Raw genomic sequence first — 22,922 nt, forward strand, 5'->3', positions numbered from 1 at the left:
GCCAACGGAGACGATCGATGCTTCTTTCACGCAGGACGTTCCTGTCGACGGCAAGCGCTGCGGCCGCAACGCCGATCCTTGGCGCCGCCGCGCTTCCGCAGACGACGATCCGCCTTTCCTATGCGTCCGCCCCCGCCAGGGGTCTGTATCAGTCGCTTGCGCAGCGTTTCATGGAGACCCGTCCCGATATCAGGGTCGTTCTCGACAGCCCAGCCGTCGACTATGACGGCCTCGTCCAGCAGACCTTGCGGCAGAACATAACGAAGCAGCTGCCCGACATTTCCCACCAGGGCCTGAACCAGATCCGGCCCTTGGCTGATCGCGGGATAGCGGTGCCGCTTGATCGCTTCATCGCAGGCGATCCGGCGTGGAACACGATCGGCGTTCCGCAAGAAGTGACATCGTTTGCGTCATACGGCGGCAAAACCTGCGCCCTGCCGTTCGCAATTTCCGTTCCCGTGCTCTTCTACAACATGGATCTCGTGAAGCAGGCCGGCGGGGATCCTGACAACCTGCCTGACGACTGGGATGGCGTGATCGCGCTCGGCAGGAAAATCAACGCCCTCGGCGAGGGGACCGGCGGCCTCTATGTCGAATACACCAACAACGGCTGGTCGTTCCAGACGCTGGTGGGCGCCTTCGGCGGCCGCATGATGAGCGAGGACGAAACTAGGATCACCTTCGACGGCCCGGCCGGCCTTCAGGCGCTGCAGCTGTTGCAACGTCTGGGAAAGGAGGGCCAGCCGGCGCTCAATACAGAGCAGGCCCGGCAGGCGTTCCGGGCGGGAAAGCTCGGTATCCTGTTCACCGCAAGCAGTTTGTTGACCGGCTTCCAGCAGTCAGCCGCCGGCAATTTCCGGCTGAAGGTTGGATCATTGCCGGTCTCTTCGACGGCAGACAGACTTCCGGCCGGCGGCAACGGCATTGTCATGCTGACTGACGATCCCGACAGGCAGAAGGCGTGCTGGGACTACATCAAATTCGCAGTCGGACCGGCCGGTCAGACCATCATGGTCGAGGCGACCGGCTACGTGCCGGTGAATCTCGCCGCGATCAGCGATCCTGCCGGACTCGGCAGGTTCTTCGACGCCCACCCGGAGCATCGCATCGCCAGTCAGCGTATTGCGATGATGACAGGCTGGTTCTCGTTCCCGGGCGAGAACAATTCCAGGATCATCAAGGCCATCGAGGATCACTGCTATCTCGTGGTCTCGCAGAAGCAGGATCCGGCCGCGGCGCTCTCAAGCCTCGGGAAGGACGTCGATGCGCTGCTGCCACACTGAGAATGGCCGGTGCGGTTGTCCGCGACTCTACCGTTCATGCGTGCCCCAATGCGACGGCCTCTTTTGCCGGCAATCGATCCTGGCGAAATGAAGCCTGTTCAGCCTGACCTTGAGATTTCCGCAACGGGCGCTCGCCGCTTTATTCCGGTCGATCTGGGCCCGCATGCGAATGCTGGACCGCAACAGGCCGCGGACGGCCGGTGGCGCTGGAGCGAGAGGGGACCCGCGGTGCGGCAATGGCCGTCCGGTGGCGGCGCCGACCTCGAAGGCTTCCTGGCGGGCCATCAGTACTTTTATGGCATTCCGTTTGACCTCGTCGATCCCGCGCTCAACGGCGGGTGCCGCTGGCTTGCATTGACTGACCAGGCTGGCCTCCTCGCGCAGCAGGCGACAATCCACTTGCACCGGCCGCAGCGCGCTGCCGGCATTCTGGTTGCTCATTTTACTGACCTCGAGCGGTCGGATGCAAAGACCGGAGAACTGCTGGCGACCTATACGATCCAGTTCGCCGATGGCGGACGCGCGCAAATTCCCGTGCGACGAGGATTTGAAATCGCGGGGCGGCAGGGGACACTCGGCACGCAAGCTTATGCCGCACTGCCTCATACCGCCTACCAGCCGGTGCACCGGGGCACGGAGCGTCAGGACGGACCGCTCGACAGCCGCGCCCGCTTCACCGGCATCACGACCGGGCCAGCAGACAGCCGCCAGACCTGCTGGTTGATGGCGCTCGAAAACCCTTCGCCGATGAAAGAGATCGTTGCGATCGGCTTGACGGCCCGACATGCCGATGTGGTTTTCGTTGCAGGCATCACACTCTCGATCGATTCAGCCAATCCGCTGCGCCGCGGGCCGCGGGAAGGCGTGATCATCGACCTTGCCGCCCTGCCTGGTACGAAGCTCAGCGAGGCTTGTGCGGATGACTGCACGCCGGGTCTTCGGTTTGTCCCGGTCGATGGTTTTGCCCCGCAAGAGCTGGCTCTGGCCGTTGATCTGGGGACGATTACCCGATGCTCGGCCTTGCCGCCGCAATCGCTCGACGAGTGGCTGGCGGCTCCGGTCAAGGGCTGGGGAGCCCCGGTGACGAAGCAGCCTGCCTCGCTGGTCCATGCCGAAATTACAGCAGCGCAGCAGGCTCGCCTGCTCCTGCGCAGGGGGAGTTCGCTGCTCAGCTTTCGCTGGCAGGATATTCTCAAGAACAACTCACCCGTCAGGCTGGCCGCTCACGACCGGGTACGGCTCAAGGTGCGGGTCGTCGACGCCAGCGACGGCCAGGAGCTGCCCTCACGCGTTCACTTCCGCGGCGCCCATGGCGAGTATTTGCCACCGCTCGCTCATACCGCGTTTGTCGACGATGCCTGGGGCCAGCACGTCGGTGGCGATCTCGAACTGGGCAGCATGAGTTACGCCTACGTTCCGGGCCGTTTCGAAATCGTGCTGCCCGTTGGAAAGGTCGCCGCAGAAATCGTTCACGGCTTTGAATACAAGGTCATACGCACAGCTCTCGAGATCCGGCAAGGCCAAACCGAACTGCTCTTCGAGCTCGAGCGGTGGAGCGATATCCGCCGGCGGGGCTGGTATTGCGGCGATGTCCATGTCCACTTTCTTGACCCGGTCACGGCGACGCTGGAGAGCGCGGCGGAAGACGTCAACGTCACCAACCTTCTGGCCGCTCAATGGGGGCGCGCTTTCACAGGTGTCGGGCACGGCATCGCGCGCGAATACAACAGCGGCTTGTCCGATCGAATCGTGCGCATCGACAGCGAAAATCGCCATCACATGATGGGCGACGTTTTCTTGCTGAACCTGAAGGAACCTATCCTGCCGCTGTCGAGCGGCGGGGCGGAGCGGGATGATATCGGCGGTTGGGAAGACGTCAGCCTTGTCGACTGGTGTGCGGCCTGCAAGATGCAGGGCGGCCTCGTGTTCAACCAGCTGATCCCTACGCCGCATGCGGAGGCGACCGCGGCCATTGCGCTCGGGTTGATCGACGCTGTGGAAGTCAGATGGTTCAACTTCGACTTCACCGCCCATCTCCACATCGACGGCCATTGGGGAGAGACGCCGTTTGACTGTCCCGGCGTCCGGCAATGGTACGCCTACCTCAATGCGGGCTACCGCCTGCCAGCCGTCGGAGGTACCGACAAGATGTCCAGTGGTACCGCGCTGGGCGCGCTGCGCACCTATGCTTTTCTTGGCGATAGGGCGCAATTCGATTACGCAAGATGGTGTAGCGCCATTGCCCATGGACATACCTTTGTCTCCACCGGCCCGATGCTGGAACTGGACGTCGACGGCAGGATGCCGGGCGAAGAGATTCAGTTGGCCGAGGGGGGCGGACAGGTACGTATCACGGCGCAGGCCCGTTCGGCCCAGCCATTTGAAGTCATCGACCTCGTACAGAACGGCGAGGTCGTCGCCAGCGCGAAAGCAGGTGCTGACGGACTTTCGGCTAGCCTTGATGCAACAGTTACCATCGACCGCAGCTCATGGATTGCGGCGCGTTGCTTCGGTCGCGGCAGGTTGCATACGCAACATCCCATCGACATCGGTGCCCATACTTCACCTGTCTACGTCCGCGTCGGTAACCGGCGTCAGACTTCGACAAAAGATGCGAGCTATCTGCTCACCCTGCTCGAAGGAGGCGCAGCCTACCTGGAGAAGCTCGCCGTCTGGCGCAGCGAGCGCCAGCGCCGGTGTCATCTGGCGCGCCTCGATGAAGGTCGGCAGGCGATCCTGCGCGATCATCCACTGGCCCGCCCGCACTGGATCGCTCTGACCGGCGAGAGCTCCGATGACTGATGCCTGCGCGAGCGATCGCAACATCGCCGGCAAGGCCGGGCTGGCGTCAGAGCATGCGACTGCATCCCGGGAGGACCTTTCATGACCTTGTCTGGGCTCGAACGAAGGGCAGGGGAGCGATCGCCGCCCTTCGACCGGGAACAGCTCGTTGCGAACGCAGCAGGCGAGTTCCTGGTGCATGCCCGCCTCGAACCCGGCGGGCCCGTCGTGCTGTTCCTGCCAGGAGGAGCGCACCTGGCGCGCGTGGCCTATGGTCATCCCGGAGCGCGGCGAGAGGATTTTCTGGACCACCATCTCGAAGCCTGTGGACTGGCGCTGCTCGCCATTTCCTATCCGACCAGCCACCCGGTGTTTTCAAGGCCGGATCCCTTGATGACGCTATCGCGATGGGCGGCAGGTGTCGCGGAAATCACGGCGAATATGGTTGGCCGGCGCCCGGTGCTGCTCGCCGGCTGGAGCATGGCTGGCAAGGGCGTGCTGCGTCTCAACGGTGCCCTGATGGAGCGCGGTGTCCCCGTGACCGGCTTTGTGTCGCTTTGCGCGCGCCCGCCATGGCCCGGCCTTTCGCCCCGTCTGGCGCAGGGCGAGCCGGTCCGGGCAGACGGTCTGTGGGATTCCAGCCTGTACCACGACAGCACGATCGCCGGCCTTGAAGAGGTCAACCGGCTGGCCGGCCGCACGATCATCAGCGCGGAAACGCACAGCATCCACTATCACGGCGAGGGCCCGCTCATGCTTCGCGGCGAGGTCGATCGCCTCGGTGTGGATGGACGGTTCACGAGCGTTGAAGCGGCCCTCGCAGACTCGCAGGCCTTCGCCTTCGAGCAGGCGCCGCTATGCGCAACGATCTCGCCGACGGCTTCGAGCGATGCGGAGCACGCTTTGGCGGACGCTGCGATATGGAGCGCCATTGGTCTGATGGGCCTGTTGCGCAACCATCTGGCAGGAGCTGACCTGAACCGGTTGCCGTGCGAGAGCTGGACCAGGCTGCGCGCGCTGGCCGGGGAGTGGCCGAAGGGCATGAACCGTACCGTCGACGGAGGGCACTTTTTCTTTGTCGGTGAGATGGGCGCCGGCGCCACGGCCAGGGCACTGGCCGATCTCAACCGGCAACTGGCAGCCCTGAAGGACGCACTGCAGGCTATCAGGGACGGCGTACCGCCGCGACCGGCGGAGGGTTCGCATCGCTGAATCTCGACTGAAACAGCCGGGGTGAGACCGCTCCGGCAGATACCTGATGCCGCCATCGTTCCGGTCGCAACCGAGGCGCGGGAAACATGAACATGATTGATCTTAGGCGTATTACCTCTCCCAGCGTAGCGGGGGCGGACGAGTACCTGCGAAGGACATTACTGTCGCTGGCAAAAAGTTGGGACGGTGCAGACGAGATGCGTCATCATCGGCGGCTCGGCAGCCGCGACGATCTGCTTGCGGCGCAAAGATACCTTGCCAGGGGCAATAGGGGCCTGATCCCGACCGACAGGTTATTCCTGGCGAACGGCACCTGGAACGTGTTGCTGATCCTTCTCGAGACGCTGGTCGGGCGGGGCAACTCGATTGCGGTTGAAGCGTCTACCTACTCCCAGGTACGCGACGCGGCGAACATCCTTGGAATTCGCCTCGTGCCGGTTTCACTCGACGCCGACGGGCTGATTCCTGAAGCGTTTGACGCGGCGTGTCATGTTCACCGGCCCAAACTCCTCTACTGTGTGCCGAATGCGCAAAATCCGACCGCATGCACAATTCCATCGGGCAGGCGGGCGCAGATCGCGGAAATCGCGCGCCGCCATGAGGTGGTGATCCTCGAGGACGACCCGCAGGGCCTCGTTCGCGAAGATTTCCCGCCGGGCTTTTCCGACATTGCTCCGGATATTTCATGGACCGTGATGGGATTGTCGAAGTGCTTTTTCGTCGGTGCGCGGATCGCATATGTCGTCGCACCTGACAGGGCCGCAATCGAGCAGGTCATGTCGCGATTTGGCGCGATGGCAATGTGGTACGCGTCCGTTCCTTCCGCCGCCATGGCCACCCGTGCCATTCTGGAGGGCGCAGCTGACGATCTGCTTCAGGCAATACGCCTCGAAGCAGGACGACGACGCGAACTTGTGGTGAAGCTGATGCCCGGGATCTCCACTTCCTGCATTGGCGCATTGCATGTCTGGTTGAAGAGCGATGTCCTTTCAGGTGATGAACTTGTCGACCAGGCCCGAATGGAGGGCGTGCTGATACGAAGCGGCTCTGAATTCGCAGTCGAAAATGCGAATGGTCTGGACGGAATTCGGGTTTCTCTTGCCGACGTTTCGCCCGGATCCCTGGAGGAAGGCCTTGCCCGCCTTGCACGAATAATCGGCCCGGGCCGGTGTGGTGCTGCGATGCAGACCGTGAAGCCATAAATCTGCCGGTCGGATGGCCGGCCAGACAGCCGGCGAATCCTCCAGTCAGGAATCGGGAACTTGTTTCCGGTACAGGCCTGCCTTCTCTTTCGGATGCCCGGACAACCCCACGATTGCCGACCCTGAATGGTACGCCATCAGGGCACTCCTGCCGTACAGCTTATGCCGACACACTTAAACCGGGGCGATCACGGCTTAAGAGTGGGGCGGTAGGTGCATGGCTCTTTCTGCTACCGGGCGTTGGCGCCCGAAGAGATTTATTTTCTTTTGATGCCCCTGAAGGCAACCAATTCCATAGAATTGTTCTCTCGCTGGTCGAGCACCTGATCGAGCGGCGCCGAACGCTGGCGGAGATGCTTCAGTACAAGTTGCCTGGAGTTCGACATTCTTCCTGATCCAGGGGACTAAGGCTTCGGTCGGGGGGCCCGTCCATTAGTCGCGTGATCCAAAAGCCCATGAGCTCGAAGCTCGCGCGGCACTCCGGCTTCGTTATGCCGCCTCCGAAAGAACGAGTCGGAGGCGCAATAAGAATGAGTCGATTAGGCTTAGGTGCGCCTACAACCTCTGATCGGTTTGCGAACAGAAGCATGATGTCGAGTTAGCCTATTTCGGGACGCTCGAGAGAATGCTGCACTTTACGACTTGGGCTGCGCGCGAGCGACAACTGCTCTGGTTGGGCGCTATTTCCGTTGGACTCATTCCCTCCACGACGAAGTGTCGACTTCTATAGTCGTATCAACGAGATCGAAGTCCTCCGGCGCCGTCGCAGGCGCTGAGGTCGTGCATTCGAAGGGAAAGCTTTCCTTGAAATCCACCGGGTCATGTTTGCCGCCGGCCATTCGCGTAACGCTGATTGATCCGGTGAAGCGGCACCGGATCCTATCCGCCTCCACACTCAATATCTCAGGATCGTCGATCAGGACGCCTCCAATCTCGTACCTACCCGAGATTTCGTCGAGTTCACCGATCGTTTGATTGATGCGCTGGTCGCGGCGCCGCTCAGCGCCCGCGATAAGGCGGTGGCGACACGATCTTTCATCTCGTCGATCGTCTCGAACAAATCGTCAAGCGCGACCAACGCGTTCTCCGCGAATTCATCGATTTCTTCCTCTGTCTTTAATTCAGTCTCTGGTCGGACGTGGGTCCGCTTGTTTAGGTCCTGGAAGGCGGGGCCCAGGCCAGAGTGAAGCGTTTCGGGTTTGATGCCGAGCTTGCCTTTGAGGAATGCATCAGTCAGCCCTCCACGGCAAGTGTACAGCGCCCGCTGTCTGCACGTAGGACCTTCAACGTTCTTATCCTGCTTGAATCACTGGCAACGCATCACGTCGGCATCGGGTGCCATCAGTTCGAGCACGTGTGCCGTCAATTCGCGAAACGAACTTGCGGATTGGTTGGCCCGCGCGGGATTGTTCTCCTGAGTGAGCACCGCCAGCGCTCCGTCAAGCTGGCGTCTGGAAAATCGTCAGGAAGGCGGCTTCTGACCTTGTCGACCAGTCTTGGCTTGGCAACGCTTCGCTCCATCGTGCTGGAGCTTCACTTATTCACGCGAACATCGATTCGTAGCAATCGAGGTCAACCCCGCCAGGGCTTTACGCTTTCTTCGGCCTTTGCTGCACTGCCGCATGCCCTCGCAGGGGCTGTAACCTCCACGCTGGCATGATGACTCTGGAACATTTATATCGAATGTGAGGGTGGCGTGTTTCCCCGTGCCGCACCAGAGAGCCTGAGGGTCTTGTAACGACATGCTTATGCTGCACATTTCGGACATCCACTTCAAACACGGAGAGATAGGGGAGCCGGACGACCCAAACCGCGGGTTGCGGGACGATCTTATACAGGATGTAAAGTACATGCGGGGCCGCCTCGGGCCTCCCGGTATCATCCTCCTGTCTGGCGACATCGCGTATGCGGGGCGGAAGGAAGAATACGATTTCGCCTACACTTGGTTGGAAAAGGAGCTGTGTCCGGCCGCGCAATGCGCGATCGAAAATGTGCTCTCCATCCCGGGGAACCACGATGTCGATCTCAAAGCGGAGGCCGGCCCCGGTTTTAAGGCGGCGCGACGGGATCTCCGTGCGACGAAAGCGGGGGCAATCGACGATGAGCTCAGGACGTGGTTGCATGACCCGTCGTCCTCTCAGATCCTCTTTAGCCCGCTGGAGAATTACAATCGGCACTTCGCGGCGAAACTGCTGTGCGCGGTCGGCCCCTACAACATCAGAGGTCGTGACGGCAAGGTCATCCCCAACGTCTCGAAGCCTTTCGTGACGCGCGATGTCGAACTGAACGACGGGTCGCTTCTCCGGCTCTGGGGCTTCAATTCGGTCCTCGTTTCTGATCTGAGCGATGCGGAGAACACGATGCTCGTCGATCCTGCCGCCGCGCAGATTACGCGCGCCGACAACGTGGCCCATCTCGTCATGTGCCACCATCCATTCAATTGGATCAAGAATAGGGGGCCGTTCGAAGATCGGATGAACGGCGTGGTCCAGTTGCAGCTGTTCGGACACGAACACACGGAACGTGTCGAGGAGAACAAGTATTTCGTCCGAATTCGTGCTGGCGCGCTGCAGCCCGAACGCGATGCACCTGGATGGAAGCCCGGCTACAATTGGATCGACGCATCCACTTCCGACGTCAACGGACAGCGCAAACTGGTGGTCAAGGTCTGGGTAAGAGGCCACGAAGTCGATCATTTCATAGCGATACCCGATCGTCACCAGAACGAAGTGCGGGAAAACTTCTTCGACCTGCCAGCATGGCAGCGCCCCAAACAACCGGCGAAGGTCGAAAAGAACGAGGATATAGTCGTGGAAGCCATACCCCAGGCCCTGGAGTTGCCGATGGTCGAGCCCGCAAAGCCCGTGACCGTCAGAACGGTGGCGACCAAGATCTTTCGGCTGAAGGAGCCGGAGCAGCGGCGTCTGATCGCCAAAATGAAGCTCGACGAAACCGGCGACAACGAACTCAAGGACTACGAAGTCGCGGTCGCAGCGGTCCGTCGCGCCGCTCAGCGCGGACAGTTGGCCGAACTGGACCGTGAGATCGATGCTATATTGGCCGACGGGGGACGGTAATGGCGGAATTCAACTTCATCGAGTCCTACAAACTTCTACAGCCTGCGACCGATCGTGCCGTCGTGGATTTGAGGAAAGCTGGCTTCGATCAGATCGTAAAGAGCATCACGTGGGGCCAGATCGTCGATCTGGGCAGACTGGCATTTAATCTTCCGTACGACGCGGCCGTCTATGCCGAATGGTTTCAGAAGCCCTTGCACGATGCGGATCCTCACTTTTTCGTCGCCCAGGACGCTGCGGAGGCAGGTCGCATCGCGGTGCTGGTGCTACGGCACTTCGTGGCGCAAGGGCAAACGGCTACCACTACCGCGCTGATTGCTCTCGCTTCGTCTTATGCAGGGAAGCGACCAGCGCTCGACAATGGCGAACTCGTGACGCGGTCCCGGGATGTCATCGCCGCGTCATCCAAGAAGGCGGCGATGACCGCACCGTCAGCGAAGATAGGCATTCCGAAGGCGGCCGACCATTCGGCGAAGAAGACCGAGATGACGAACGGCTTCGACGCGCCTCGAACGGCGGCGTTGGCCGAAGCTTTGGTACAGGATCTGCGCACCGGCTCCGAGGCGGCGGTCACCGCTCTCAGCGACGCCTACCTCGCGTTGAGGCAGGACAACCTGCGCTTAGCAGAGGAAATCGACATGCTTTGGTGGCATGTGGGAGACTGGAGCAACGCTCTCGACATTCCGAGGACCAGCATCTCGAAGAAAAGCGTAGGCCTTGTCTCCGGCGTAGATCTGGGGGCCATGGTCAAGTTCTCGCCAGGACCTTATGGGGCGTACGGTATCCTCAAACACTCGCTCGGCAAGGAAGGCGAAGAGACTACGTCGTTGGTGGAAGCCGTGGCCGGCCTCGACGCCTCTCAACTCGCTCGACTTAAGTTGGATAGTGCTCCCGACGTGTTTCCAGTGCTTACCGCGCTGCGACTTGCTTCCGCCGACAGAGATTGGGTCAACCAGTTTACAAAAATGGCTCCGGACGCTGCCGGTGAGAAGCTGACCCATCTCGAACTGGCCACACAGGCATTCCGCGAACGGGTATCCATGACGAACGCCGGATCGATCTGATGAACGCCGCGCCGGTTCTGTGTCAACGCCCAGGTTGCAAGGTCGCAGAAACCGGGGCCTGCGATCTCAAGCACGATCCGGTCGAACTGTGCCCCCATTTTGGGAAATCGGCCCAGCCCTCTCAAGTCGCTTCCGAGGCTCCACGGCCGAAGCCTCAACGCGCTGTTCCCGCCGTTGGCATCTCGTCCGGCGAAACGATGGAGATGGAAGATCTGGAGGCCTTCTCCCGCGGACATCGCATCCGAACGGTGAGCGTCATCGGAGAGCCACGCAGCGGCAAGACTACGTTGATCGCCGCCATTTACGCTTCTCTTTGTAAAGGGCCGATCGGTGATCGCGACTTCGTAGGCAGTCGAACGCTGGTAGGGTTCGCGAGACGCCATCATCTGGCACTGCTAAATTCCGAACGCAAATCCCCGAAGACGCCCCGGACCAGCAGGGACGATCCGACAGCCTTCTTTCACTTGGCGCTTCGGCCCAACACCGGGCGAGCGGTGTCTCATCTCATCATCTCCGATAGATCGGGAGAGGCATACCAAGCCGCGAGGCAGGACACCGCACTCGTCAAGGAACTCGCTGAGCTGCGTTTGGCAGATCGGGCGTGCTTCGTGCTCAATGCGGCAAAGCTGACCAATCCGGAGCGGCATGCTGGCTATAGCCGCCAATTCAAACAGATGATCTACGCGCTTCGGGATAACGGTGCGTTCCGCGACGACGTCGCGATCGAAGTGCTGGCGACCAAGATCGACGCGACCAACCGGCCCGAACGGGCGGCGGAGAGCGCGGCGATCCTCGCCGACTACGAAGCTCGCCTCGTTGAGGAGTTCAAATCCGCCGGCATCGAATTCGGCTTCCATCGCGTATGCGCGCTGCCAAAATCCCATCTCGAAACCGGATATCTGGGTTTAGGTGAGACCTTGGAGCGATGGACGGCTCCGCCATCACTTCCGAGCGTAGTGCAACCGGCAGTCCACGATGCGTCGAGGCAGATTGACCGTCTGCTGGCGAAATGGTGACGGCATGAACGAGCGAGATTCCAAGAACTACTTGGTTTTCGGATTGTCCGAGGCAGGGAAATCGACTTTTGCGGCTGCCCTTTGGCATTTGGTCGACAGCCGCGAGGTCCCAACGGTACTGGCCAAAGGACTTCACTCTGGCAATTTCGCATACTTGGAGAAGATCGCGCAGCGCTGGAGCGATGGCTGGCGGCTAGAGCGGACGAAATCCGAGGAGGTGGAGGATGTCAGAATAAATCTTCGCCATGAGGAGAGCGGCGCCGAATTTTCCCTGGAATTCAGGGATATCGCGGGCGAGAGCCTTCAGACGGCGTTCGCGACGCGGTATTGCGATCCGGACTTTGTCGAGCTTGTCAAAAAAGCCGATGGCATGCTCCTTTTTGTAAGCGCGAACTATGAAATGGACGATGTCACCATCTTGGACGTGAAGGCCAAGCTGGGCGACGACGATGACGAGGAACTCGATGAAGACGATGATGACGGAGAAGGGGACGAGGATGAGAATGGAACGCAAGCCGCGGTAGGCGATGCTAAGACGGTTCCGGAAAGGCAGCAGCCTCTGAAGGCGGAAGACCCCCCATTTGAGCCCGCGAAGGCCCCAGTGCAGGTGCGCCTGGTCGATCTGCTCCAATCGCTCCGCTTAGATCCTTTCTCGAGAAGGCCGTTCCGGATCGCCGTCATCGTCTCGGCTTGGGATCTAGCCAAACACAGGTCTGCTGAAGAATGGTTGGCGAAATGCATGCCGCTGTTGGACCAGTTTTTGCGGGGCGGTGAGATCGCTGATGCGGTGCGGATGTACGGCGTCTCGGCGCAAGGCGGCATGTATCCCAAAAAGGGAGAGAGGGACGACGAGGAGCGCAAGCGAATTATGGCCATTCGTCCGGCGAGCAAACGAATCCGTGTCGTCGGTCACGGTGCGGCCGAACATGACCTGACCCATCCGGTGAGATGGTTGAGCGGTTTGGAAAGCAACGATTGACGACAGGAATACCCAGAAAGATCGACCACGCGCTCTTCGGTTACGCTGAAGGCCATAGACAGCTTGCGTCTACGGTCCGCTTGCCGTCACAGGACATGTATCATCTGGGCGCGGCGAGCGACCTGGCCAGCGATGTGAAGCTTGACCCGGCAATGAGCTATGTAACTGGTTTGCCTCTCGTCGAGTCGCGGCATTATGCGCTTATTCGAACTTGGGCCGCCCCGGAGATGCCGCGACCGGGTTGCGTTTGGAGCCATGTTCTCTTGTTGGACGAGTCGATTTTGGCCACACAAGCGGACATGTCGGGTTTATTTTCATTCTTCCAGGACCCGCGGCACGTCAGCCGGAGTTTCTATTCGCAACCGCTGACGCCGGATTGGAGGATCGAGGCAACTTCCTCGTCGCAGCGTAGATCCCGCGCGGAGCTGGTCTCGGAGATCATCGGACAGTACTACTCGCACTCGCCCACGTTTCTGACCGCCAGCGCCGGAGCAGAGGCGCTCGAAGCGGCGATCGCCGCCGTATGGTCGCAGCAATGGCCCCGCTTGCGGATGGAGTTTTCGTTCCGAACCGCGCAGTTCGGCGCTCGCCCGCGACGCAGTGCAAGGTACGATGTCCAAGTGGCATTTCCTGAAACTGGCGAGAGGGTTGCTAGATCCGAATGGGTCGACACTGCCACCGACGATGCGAGCGGCGGTGAGGTTACTCCTCTCCGGCGATTCCTGTGGCGCTACGGGCGCGATATGAAGAATCCGCGGGATCGCTTTCGGCTGCTCGTCGAGACCTTCCTGGTTTCGGAGAGGGCGCAGGCGCTTCCGATGGCGGCGGCAGTCAAGGTCTTCGATGAAGTGCCCGAAGAGGACGATGGAGCGATATTGAAGAACGACATCTTGGGGTTCGACACGAACTCCCTGTCGATCTGTCCGCCGCTATCATTCCTAGACGTGCTTCGCCTACTCGATATGAAAGGTGCGGATTCCGCGGTCGACGTCTCCGAAATGGCGCAACGCTTCGGACGGCTTTCGGCTGCCGAAGTGGTGGAGGTCGTCAACTTCGCCGCGGCGGATGGCAATCGGCTCGATCGATTGCGCGATCCGATCGTCGAGTGGACCATTTCCCGCGCCGACGATGAGATCGTCAATTCCGTCGCCACAGCGCCTCTTCGGATGAGAATCCTGACCGCGCGTCCAGATCTGGTAACGGCGCGTGCCGTCGCCGATCTTGCTGGGCCAGACCTCTCTCACTTGTTCGCTGTCAGTGAAACCTCCGAAGTGATGGCAACGATTATTGAGGTCGCCGTGCGCCGCGACCTCGGCGAGGGAGCCGTCGAGATGCTGAAGGTGGCTCCGGCGTTGACTGTACAATTTGTGATCGACGCTGCTCGCAAGGGCGAACTCCATCAGTCGTGGCGTCGACCAGTCGCGAATTCCCGGGACGTGCTTTTAGATCTCGACCTGCTCAAAGACGCAACAGGCCTTGCCGACGTGCTGACAATTGTACGATTGATCAATCTCGAGCGGAGCATCTTCGCGCTTGGAAGATCATCGAAAAACTGGGCGACGCGATGGAATTCGCTGCGGCGGGACGTCTCGGAACAGGATGTTCTCGACATCGAATCCGACCTCCTCGTCCACGCGCTAGAGGAGGCGAGCCAGGCGAGCTGGGATCTAGTTGGTTTGATACTTCCCGAACTGCGCGCGACGATTAACGCTAGGCCACTCGGTGGCAACGCGCGACAGACCCTCGACAGGTCACTGCCGAGCATCGGCTACGACAACTGGGATCTCAATAGACGGATATTGCTTGCTCTCCACGCGCTTCAAAAGCGGACCATTGTCGACAGGCCGACGTTGTCGCGCGCGGGCCTCGCCGATATCGAAATAGATTTCGTCTTCGTAGGACCGGGGGAACCGAAACGCCGAATAGGCTTCTTCTGGTGGCTCGACTGATGGGAGCTGCCGTTAGTTCGTTACGAAGTTCGCTGTCCGATCCAAGAAATCGTGAACATGCCGAATGAACGCGAAGCCGCGGATCGCCGGTGCCGATCACGTGAATATCGACAATAGACGCTCCTCGCTTAGAACGGGACATCGCTTCACTGTTTGAGGACGAGTCGCCCTGCAGCGTCGCGCTGATATCCGAGATCCGCGACAAATGGCCAAGATGGTGTACCCGACCTGGACCCTGTCCTTCTTGAAGGCCCGCCAAAAGGCGTGCACGCTTATGGAGGGATCGGCTTCGATCGCCGAACGGATGTAGTCCTCATGGCCCTCGAGCTTGCCGGCATGCTATACGTCCCCATACTCGTCGAAGTGCGCGACCCATTCGGTAACGGCTTTCGCGCTGACGCCGAGACGTCTGGAAACGAAGTACGGACTCAGCCCCGTCTTGACCTGCTCGACGGCCTTCCACTTCACGTCCGTTGACACCCGCTTTGACGTCTTCTCCTGAAGGTCGATCTCCTTGAGCGCGGGAGGCATCGAGGGGAGAACACGCTCAAAGCTGGCCCTATCATAGATTGGGAAGACGCTTTTGCTCCATTCGGAGATCGGCTCGATGCCCACCGACCTTAGCCAGCGGCTCACTTCATGCGCGACATTGAAGGGCGAGCGCTCGAGCATTTCCGGAAGGAAGATGTACTTTCGAACCGTGGTTGCCACATCGGAACGGCCTTCACGCTTGCTCGCCAGGGACCCCGCCCGAGCAACCTTCCAGACCGAACTTTCGGTAATATTGAGCATCTCAGCCGCCTGGCTTCTGGTCATCCAGGCACTTGGCACGGCAGGACGCTTGGCCTGCTCCAGCCGAACAACGGTCACGAAATCTCCGACGTCAACAGGCGCGACCCACTTCCGCCGTTCGTTTCCCTCATCCCGAAGGAGTTCGACCCTAATGTCTCCAGACAAGATCAGCTCGATAATGGCCGGCCACGGCACTGGCGGACAGAGTCTGCGTGCCGCGTTCCACAAATGGTCCGCGATCGACCGTGACGGATCGGCTGATAGGGCGCGCTCCTTGATAGCCATGATGATCGCCTTGACGGACGAGGCCCTATAGACCGTCTTGCTGTCCAACATGGACTTCACTGGCTCCTCGATCCTCTCGATGAGCCGATGGTCAGCGAGTTCGTGGGGTTCCGCGATCGACACCCGAAGGACTGCCTTGGCTCTGTTCTCATTCATTCGCGTCCTTGTAGAGCCTCGCAAACGACGTTGACGGCTATGTGCCGACTGGCGAGTCGGCTCGCCAGGACCTACTGGATCAGGTGTCAGCCGGGATCGACGGCAAACGTCCTGCCTTGCTTGGCTCCGAACTCTACGGCCTCGCTTGTCGAGTTGAAGGGCTTCCGTCACGCTTGATCCGCGAAAAGTAACGAAAGTCATGGTCCCGATTGACCTAAGCCGCAACACTTCCACTCGCGGAAATCAGCAAATCCGCCGGAATATGGAAACGTTCGCGCAGACGCTTCACCATCGTCATGCTCAATTCGCGCTTGCCGGACATGACCTCACTGACGCGACTCGCAGTGCCCAGAAGCGGCACAAGATCAGCGCGCGTCAAACCATGTTGCTCCACCAGATAGGTCAGCAAATCCGGCAACGGCGGTGCTTTGCGCGGCCAGCGCGCGCGTTCATACGCCTCGATAAGGCGAGCTTGCGCTACCATGCGCGCTCGATCGGCAGCCTCGTTCGATTGCATCAGCTTGCCGACAAGCGCCTTGGCCGCCTCATGATCGGCCTGGTTCTGGATAATTATCAATGTTGCCTTCATCACACCGTCTCCGCGTCCACCTTGTCATAGTCTTCATGACTGCCGAAAAAGCGGATCATCAATACACCATCACGATACTGAACCACGGCGATCAGGCGGTAGTCATTGGCCTTGATGTTGAACACCACACGTCCGCCTTTCAGGATGCTCGCCTTGGGATGCGATCGCTTCACCTGCTGCGGCGTCCGCCAGTCCGAAGCCTCCGCAATCGCCAGCCATGCCCTGTATTGAGCGCGCGCCGCGTCGATGCCCCGATGACCAGAGCGCTCGGAAAAATAGCGCTCAACCATGTCCGTGCCGATTACCAGCATGGAAGGATACTATCATGATTTTCCCAAAAATGGAAGAGGAGAGTTCCATTTTTGGGAAAATCACGTCACCCGCTCGATACTGATGACTGAACGAGGGTCTTAACGCAGTTCGAGGAACTGATCGAAGCCGTCAAGAACACCAGACCATCGGGGTACAAGGTCGTCGACAAGCATATCATCTTGGACCACTATCGTGCCGCAGCTCGTCGCGGCCTGAGCTCCCCGACTTCATTCCGGCGTAGCTACGGGTCCTTCGAGTTCCCGCACTGACCACAACGGCCCGGCAGCACATTGCCGAAGCGGGCGCTGCCGCTCGATCGCCTCCTGATCGGCAGCGCCCGTTCGACAAGTACCCGCCTAGAAGAAGATGTTCGTTGACACGGAGAAATTCAGGGCATGTCCGATCTGCGGGGTGTACGTGATGCTGGTTGGATTGTTGATGTAGGTCAGTCCTACGCTTGTATAGACTCCCGGTGCGAGATGGGCGGTGTAAGTGGCCGCGATTGCCTGACTGTCCCGATGAACGAGCTTTCCTTTCGCCAGCGCGGCGTCGACCGCCAGCTTGCTCCACACCGTGTCAGTCGCGACGATGGAAATCTGGTCGGTCGGCCGCCAGTCGAAAGGTCCGTTCACATAAAAGCGTAGCTCATAGTACTGGCTGACCGTATTCAGATCAGGAGGAGCTCCCATGACCGAGAATCCGCCGTAGATGCCACGAGATGCCGAGTCCTGAACATTCGTCTGCAGGAACTGCCTGTCCGCGGCGATGTAATAGAAGGTGTTCGGATCGGTTCTCTGTTGATTTGGAAGCGCCAGACTTTTGTAGCTGCTGGTGTTGTAACCTGCCCCCGCCCTCAGCCAGGTCTGCGGCGAGCCTGGAGCAGCCTTGTTCAGATAGCCGGTTTCATCAAGGTAGAGAACGCCGGCATGCGTCGTGCTCCAGTTCAGGCCCGTGGGGTTCTCGGTGATCTGGGTAAAGAGCCCGTCCGGACTGTCGGCACGCTGGAAGGACACCTTGGTGTACAGGTGATCATCGAAATTGTACTTCAGGTTGAGAGCCGGGGTCGGTGCCGGGGCGGCGCTCAGGCCTCCCTGGAAAAGTATGCTCGACGAGGGACCGAAAACATTTGATCCCGCATTTCCGCCAACCACCGTGCCGGCGAATTCATGTGAATTCCTGAGATAGCCGACCTTGAGTTCGAGCTTCCTGTCCCAGAAAGTCTGATAGTACGAAATCGTGTTGATGCCCAGTCGATCCGGCCCGCCAGGTTGCCATGTCCAGGATTGCTCCTCGGCCCCCACGACGATCTGGCCGTCTGGAATACCATATCGACTGAGATCATAGGTCACCCACATGTAGTTTACGGTGTTGAACGTCGGATTTTGCCCGTTGTAGAGCTGGTTCGCGATGGTGCTTCTGGCCGAATTCGGCAGAAGATTGTTTGTATAGGTGACCTGCGACCACAACAGATAGCCGATGCCGACTTCGGCCAGCGCAGATCTCACGCCACCGGCATCCTGAACCACTGTATCGGCTGGCCCGGGTATGCTGACGACCAGTCCCTTTTCGCGGAGGTTCTGGAATTTTGCGAACGGATCGGGCTTCTTTTCAATCGTGTAACTGTCCGCAACTTCATTCGCCTTGCGCCGTTGAACGCCGGTCTGCAATCGCGAGGTCGACGCGGCGCCTGCTTTCTTCCGGTGATGATCTGTTCCCCGGGCCGACCCTGTTTTCGCGGACGCTTGCTTGCCGGCCTCATCCCGCGGATCGCTTTTCTGGTCCTGAACGCTGGCTGCCTGTGCCGGCAGCGGGTTGCAGACGAGCCACGCTGCTGTCGACAGCGCGATGGCGAGGCCGCCCTGTTTTGTGACTGGTCGAAACCGGACTTTGTCTGCAGCCACGTACAGCGGCTCACTGTGATACACGTGCCGAACGTTTGCGTCCGTAGCACGGTCTTTGATGTTGACTCGCATAATACCCCCGAACAGATAGGACCCTTGGCGCGTGATCCATCGCATCCGGAGCGCTACAAATGGATGACTATAATCAACTAATTCGATGCGAACTCAGGAAGATGCGATGGTTCGGGGAGCCTGCAACAAGCGACCTCAAGCGGAGGGGAAAGACCCTGTCCCGACGCAAGCAGATCTGTTCCTGCGTTTTCTCCATGTAATCCGAACTATGCAGATCGTGACCGTGAGCTTCGGTCACGCCCGGTCTGACGGGTGAAGTTGAGTCCGGCGTGCAGGACAGGCGTGAGACGCGCCACTTGATCTTCGTTGAGTCTGCCTGTGTGCGTTTGGTGTCTCACGGAGCCGGCGTCAGTTCATCAGCGCTTGCCCGGATCGGCGCTCTTGGTCTCCTGCAACCGGCCGGATGGAAGTGCAGCTCACAGCTGCATGTGGGCCCAGCGGCGGGCGCGAGCGTCAGAAAGCCTTGCGCCTGAGAGGAGCCGGCGAGGAGCGGAACGAGCAACGCGTCACAGGTCCTGTTTGCCAGCTACGCACGCCGTAGCTCAGCCTCGTTAACGAGGTCTAGAACCTTCGCTACTTCTTCTTCTGTAAGGTGATCTGAATGCACACTCAGTCGTGTGACGGCCGCCAATTGCGCTAATGCTGAATCGGCTTAGATCGAGAGAGCGAAAGAAATCGTTCTTGACCGCGATGCTATGTTCCGAAGCAAGACCTTGCTCGATATAGAACTGGTCAAATTCTCGGGAAAGATTCTTTTCGATGCTACGCCCGAGAGCGTCCATAGACTCGACGCTTTGCTTCTTGGACGTCATGGACGCACCCTCGCCAGTTAGTTCAAATGACCGTACTTAACCAACATATGGTGGGTCAATATGATCCCAAGGTGTACAACAAAAGATGAACAGAAATTTCAATGGTTTAGGTGATTTGCCTTGAGTTATTTTTATCATTGTCGCCTAGAATCGCATTCATAGCCTTCTCGAAGCTCTCCCCACTTTCGTCCATCCCGAGTTCCCGCGCGGTCCCCGTGAACCGCTCGGATTGCTCTTTGTCAGTCAGCATAGGCTGCTGCGATGGGGGCGCAGGCTCCAATGCCGCCTAAATTCTGCCGACAGGTGGACGGCCGCTCGCCAGGCCAGCATGATCCACGTTGTTCGTGAACGCGCGCAATCGGCGAAGACCGCTTCGGCCGCCAGTACTGATTTGTGATGCCTGAACGGTAGCAGATCGAAAGATCGAAAACGGGCTTTGGCCAACCTCGCCCATCGCTGTTCGTAATCGACCTTCCCGATGTGCGCAATCCGCCACGCGGTTTTGCAGCAGCGGCATCGGCCTCCTGCGTCAAGCGATTCTGACAGCCTGCACCTGGCCTGCATACTGCATCGCTCCAGATCCGGAATGCGACAACGCAAACGCAACGAGCGTCAGTAGCGGCCGGCGTAACGCGTATGTCGATTGGGGGCAGTCCAGTGATCTGTAGCAGTCGCGACCGCTTCGATCCTTGAACCCGGGGCGGGGCGCAACAACAGGACGGAGGCACGATGCGCATCTGCGGTATCAAATTGACACATGATGGGGCAATCGCCCTCGTCGAGGACGGGCGCCTTGTGTTCTGTATCGAGCAGGAAAAGCGGGGTAACAATCCGCGCTACCTGCACATTGGCAATCTGGATGACATTGTCGTCGCCTTGGCCGCGCAGGGTCTTGGTCCGAAGGACATCGATGCGTACGTCATCGACGGTTGGCCCGGTGACCCGCAGACGCGGTTCGGTGTCGTCAGCGGTAACCAGCCTGTCACTCTCACGGCGGCGCCCTATCTTGAGCCATACGCCAGTGGTCTGCTGGCTGCGTGCGAAGGCTCGGGCCTGATGCTCGGTCGCGAAGTCCTGCCTTACAGGAGCTACCCGCATGTGACAGGGCATCTTGCGTCGGCGTACTGCACCAGCCCGTTTGCGCAGACAGGAGAACCCGCTGTCTGTCTTGTGTGGGATGGCGGCATACCTCCGCGTCTTTATCATGTAGAGCGCCACGAGGCCCGCTTTGTTGAATCGCTGTTTCCGGTGATCGGACATGCCTATGTACTGGCTGGCCACAAGTTCGGCCCCTACAAAAGATCGAACCGCTCCGGAGGCGGGGACCGCAGCATTGCCGGCAAGGTGATGGCCTATATCGCGCTCGGGTCTTTTGATGAAGCGGTCGTGGCGGTATTTCAGGAGCTCTACGAGGAGCGTGTTGCGGCGGACGACAGGCTCGGTCGCAATTACCGCGGAGAGGTCGGAAGCATAGATTACGCGCTTGCAGCGTGGCACGACCTCCTCGAGGTCAGCATCGCAAGACTGGGGGATCACTCGCCTGAAAATGTGCTTGCGTCATTTCATTGTCTTCTCGAGCGTATGCTCGTCCGGGAAATGACGGCTGCCTTGCAGCGCCATTCGTACCTGCCAGGGATCCGAAATCTTTGTATTGCCGGCGGTTGCGGTCTCAACATCAAATGGAATACGACGCTGCGTGCGTCAGGCCTGTTCGATGCTGTCTGGGTGCCGCCGTTTCCCAACGACAGCGGCTCGGCAATCGGTGCCGCCTGCTCCGCGCTGGCGGCAGACAGGGGTTTCATGCCGCTGGAGTGGTCCGTCTATAGCGGTCCGGCCCTGCAGCGCGCCGATGTACCAAGCGAATGGGAGGCGTCGCCCTGCAGCATGCAGGAACTTGCCACTATCCTGGCAGACAACCACCCTGTGGTCTTCCTTGACGGTCGAGCGGAGCTCGGACCGAGAGCTCTGGGGGGCAGGAGCATTCTTGCTGCCGCCACCTCTGCTGCGATGAAGAACCATCTCAACGGCATCAAATGCCGGGAGCATTTCCGACCCGTGGCGCCGATTTGCCTTGAGGATCGGGCACCGGAATTTTTCAGCCCCGGAACGCCGGACCGCTACATGCTTTTCGAGCACCAGACGCTGGCTGAACTGCGAAACAGGATTCCTGCCGTGGTGCACCTCGACGGGTCCGCGCGATTGCAGACAGTCCCCCGCGAATCCCGGCACACGGTCGCCAGACTTCTCGTCGAGTATGAAAGGCTTACGGGGCTTCCGCTGCTCTGCAATACGAGCGCCAATCACCATGGATGCGGCTTCTTTCCCGACGTTGCGGCTGCCTGCCGGTGGGGACGTGTCGGACACATATGGAGCGAGGGCCTGCTCTGGACCAGAGCTCGGGTGAGCGAAACGCGCCATTCCGGATAGGGCGATTGCGTATTCCTCGCCCGGCGGGCTCAATCAGAACGCGTCATGAATGACTGTGATCTCGATCGATCGCCCTGATGCTGTCTGGCCAGCGCAACAATCGCTGTTTTCGAACCTGCATGGAAAGTTGCCGACGGAGCTCCGTCGGCACGTCTGCAGGACGTACACCGGAAATCAGCCAGCGCTCGCTCAGAGGCTTTTGCTTCGGGATCGGTATCCGATCAAGGTCGTGATGTGACCGCGGTCCATGAAAGAGCCCGACGGCGAGTGCGACAGCAAAAGCTGACGGATGCGCGTCAAAAACCCTTCGCGACGGGGGCCCAAAGTGCCTGGTGCGCCCATTGCGGTCGAGGACAGCCAGCCAAGAAGGTCATCAATGATCCAGTGATACTGGTAGTCGTGACGAAGTTCCGTGATTTCGTTGAAATCGGAAGCGCCAAGGACTTCCCGATGCGATCCTGTCAGCCTTGGCCGTACACCTCCGGGACCGGCGGGCAGGCTGCCGCCCCAGAAGTCGGTAATGTCGTTCACCATTGCATTGTACCATTCTCCAGGTTCGGAATGCTCCCGCACGCGATCGATGATCGCGACGCATCCATCAGGTTTCACGATTTGTGACAGCTTTGCCAGTGTCGCGGCCCGATCCATCCAGTGGAAGGAGAGGGCAATGGTTGCGAGGTCAAATGATGAGGCGGGCAATTGCAGGTTCTCGGACGTCGACACGAGGAAGTCCAGATTGTTGACTCCACGCGTGCTTGCCATTCGCCTCCCTTCCTCGACCATTTCGCTGCTTGGATCGACGGAAATCACGTTCCCTACGGATTGCGCCAGGGGAAGGCCGACCTGTCCCGTGCCGGCACCAAGATCGAGTACACGAGTACTCGTGGTGAGACGGCAAAGCCGGATCAACGATCTGAAGACATCCTCCGGATAAGGTACGGCGTGCCGCGCGTAGTAGGGCGCAGCACCACTGAATATCTCACTCGCTTCAAACATGACTGCCTCCGGACATC

General features: G+C 59.9%; 17 protein-coding genes and 1 pseudogene. 10 read left to right on the plus strand and 8 right to left on the minus strand.

Annotation, left to right across the window (positions count from 1 at the left end):
• The first annotated feature begins 17 nt into the window (after positions 1-17).
• The 4 genes from XI02_RS11235 to XI02_RS11250 all read left to right on the plus strand — a co-directional run bounded on the left by XI02_RS11235 (position 18) and on the right by XI02_RS11250 (position 6,478).
• Positions 18-1,283: an extracellular solute-binding protein gene (locus tag XI02_RS11235; protein WP_168856685.1), complete on the plus strand. Its 1,266-nt coding sequence runs from the start codon at positions 18-20 to the stop codon at positions 1,281-1,283.
• A gap of 87 nt (positions 1,284-1,370) precedes the next feature.
• Entirely contained in the window at positions 1,371-4,085 is a 2,715-nt protein-coding gene (locus XI02_RS11240; protein WP_168856686.1) for a CehA/McbA family metallohydrolase, read from the plus strand.
• A gap of 81 nt (positions 4,086-4,166) precedes the next feature.
• Positions 4,167-5,276 carry a hypothetical protein gene (locus XI02_RS11245; RefSeq protein WP_168856687.1) on the plus strand — a complete coding sequence of 370 codons (1,110 nt, stop codon included), beginning with the start codon at positions 4,167-4,169 and terminating at the stop codon, positions 5,274-5,276.
• A gap of 86 nt (positions 5,277-5,362) precedes the next feature.
• Complete coding sequence (locus XI02_RS11250; RefSeq protein ID WP_168856688.1) at positions 5,363-6,478, plus strand: PLP-dependent aminotransferase family protein; 1,116 nt, start codon at positions 5,363-5,365, stop codon at positions 6,476-6,478.
• Positions 6,479-7,173: 695 nt separating this feature from the next.
• Here XI02_RS11250 and XI02_RS46310 read toward each other — a convergent pair.
• The 3 genes and pseudogenes from XI02_RS46310 to XI02_RS46315 form a co-directional block, all read right to left on the minus strand.
• Positions 7,174-7,458, minus strand: a complete 285-nt coding sequence (locus XI02_RS46310; protein WP_369527353.1) for a hypothetical protein — start codon at positions 7,456-7,458, stop codon at positions 7,174-7,176.
• Positions 7,395-7,556, minus strand: coding sequence for a hypothetical protein (locus XI02_RS45260; RefSeq protein ID WP_233475504.1), 162 nt, complete (start codon positions 7,554-7,556; stop codon positions 7,395-7,397). The genes XI02_RS46310 and XI02_RS45260 overlap by 64 nt, the downstream gene beginning before the upstream one ends.
• A 54-nt stretch (positions 7,557-7,610) precedes the next feature.
• Positions 7,611-7,904, minus strand: a pseudogene (locus XI02_RS46315) (hypothetical protein); the annotation flags it as partial.
• A 322-nt stretch (positions 7,905-8,226) separates the two neighbouring features.
• On the opposite strand from XI02_RS46315, the gene XI02_RS11270 reads away from it, so the two are divergent.
• From XI02_RS11270 to XI02_RS11290, 5 genes are read left to right on the plus strand one after another with little or no spacing between them, the layout of a single operon-like run.
• The gene (locus tag XI02_RS11270; protein ID WP_233475505.1) at positions 8,227-9,555 is read left to right on the plus strand and encodes a metallophosphoesterase; all 1,329 of its coding nucleotides are present in this window, start codon (positions 8,227-8,229) and stop codon (positions 9,553-9,555) included.
• A complete protein-coding gene (locus XI02_RS11275; protein WP_168856691.1) occupies positions 9,555-10,619 on the plus strand; it encodes a GTPase-associated system all-helical protein GASH in 1,065 nt (354 codons plus the stop codon). The genes XI02_RS11270 and XI02_RS11275 overlap by 1 nt, the downstream gene beginning before the upstream one ends.
• Complete coding sequence (locus XI02_RS11280; RefSeq protein ID WP_168856692.1) at positions 10,619-11,635, plus strand: hypothetical protein; 1,017 nt, start codon at positions 10,619-10,621, stop codon at positions 11,633-11,635. Before XI02_RS11275 ends, XI02_RS11280 begins: the two co-directional genes overlap by 1 nt.
• Positions 11,636-11,639: 4 nt before the next feature.
• Complete coding sequence (locus XI02_RS11285) at positions 11,640-12,614, plus strand: hypothetical protein (protein WP_168856693.1); 975 nt, start codon at positions 11,640-11,642, stop codon at positions 12,612-12,614.
• Entirely contained in the window at positions 12,611-14,563 is a 1,953-nt protein-coding gene (locus XI02_RS11290) for a hypothetical protein (RefSeq protein WP_129964862.1), read from the plus strand. Before XI02_RS11285 ends, XI02_RS11290 begins: the two co-directional genes overlap by 4 nt.
• A gap of 339 nt (positions 14,564-14,902) precedes the next feature.
• On the opposite strand, the gene XI02_RS11295 is transcribed toward XI02_RS11290, so the two are convergent.
• The 4 genes from XI02_RS11295 to XI02_RS11310 form a co-directional block, all read right to left on the minus strand.
• Positions 14,903-15,796, minus strand: coding sequence for a hypothetical protein (locus XI02_RS11295; RefSeq protein ID WP_129964863.1), 894 nt, complete (start codon positions 15,794-15,796; stop codon positions 14,903-14,905).
• Between the two features lie 214 nt (positions 15,797-16,010).
• The gene (locus XI02_RS11300) at positions 16,011-16,385 is read right to left on the minus strand and encodes a type II toxin-antitoxin system HigA family antitoxin (RefSeq protein ID WP_074274398.1); all 375 of its coding nucleotides are present in this window, start codon (positions 16,383-16,385) and stop codon (positions 16,011-16,013) included.
• Positions 16,385-16,696 (minus strand): type II toxin-antitoxin system HigB family toxin, encoded by a 312-nt coding sequence (locus tag XI02_RS11305; protein WP_129964864.1) that lies wholly within the window; start codon positions 16,694-16,696, stop codon positions 16,385-16,387. The genes XI02_RS11300 and XI02_RS11305 overlap by 1 nt, the downstream gene beginning before the upstream one ends.
• Before the next feature lie 357 nt (positions 16,697-17,053).
• Positions 17,054-18,598 carry a carbohydrate porin gene (locus XI02_RS11310; RefSeq protein WP_246783618.1) on the minus strand — a complete coding sequence of 515 codons (1,545 nt, stop codon included), beginning with the start codon at positions 18,596-18,598 and terminating at the stop codon, positions 17,054-17,056.
• Positions 18,599-20,211: 1,613 nt separating this feature from the next.
• On the opposite strand from XI02_RS11310, the gene nodU reads away from it, so the two are divergent.
• Positions 20,212-21,909: a nodulation protein NodU gene (gene nodU, locus XI02_RS11315; RefSeq protein ID WP_129964865.1), complete on the plus strand. Its 1,698-nt coding sequence runs from the start codon at positions 20,212-20,214 to the stop codon at positions 21,907-21,909.
• A gap of 189 nt (positions 21,910-22,098) precedes the next feature.
• Here the strand turns inward: nodU and XI02_RS11320 are convergent, their stop codons facing one another.
• Entirely contained in the window at positions 22,099-22,905 is an 807-nt protein-coding gene (locus XI02_RS11320) for a class I SAM-dependent methyltransferase (RefSeq protein WP_129964866.1), read from the minus strand.
• Positions 22,906-22,922: the final 17 nt, after the last annotated feature.

It is taken from the genome of Bradyrhizobium sp. CCBAU 21365 (genome assembly GCF_015291305.1).
Lineage (GTDB): Bacteria > Pseudomonadota > Alphaproteobacteria > Rhizobiales > Xanthobacteraceae > Bradyrhizobium > Bradyrhizobium elkanii.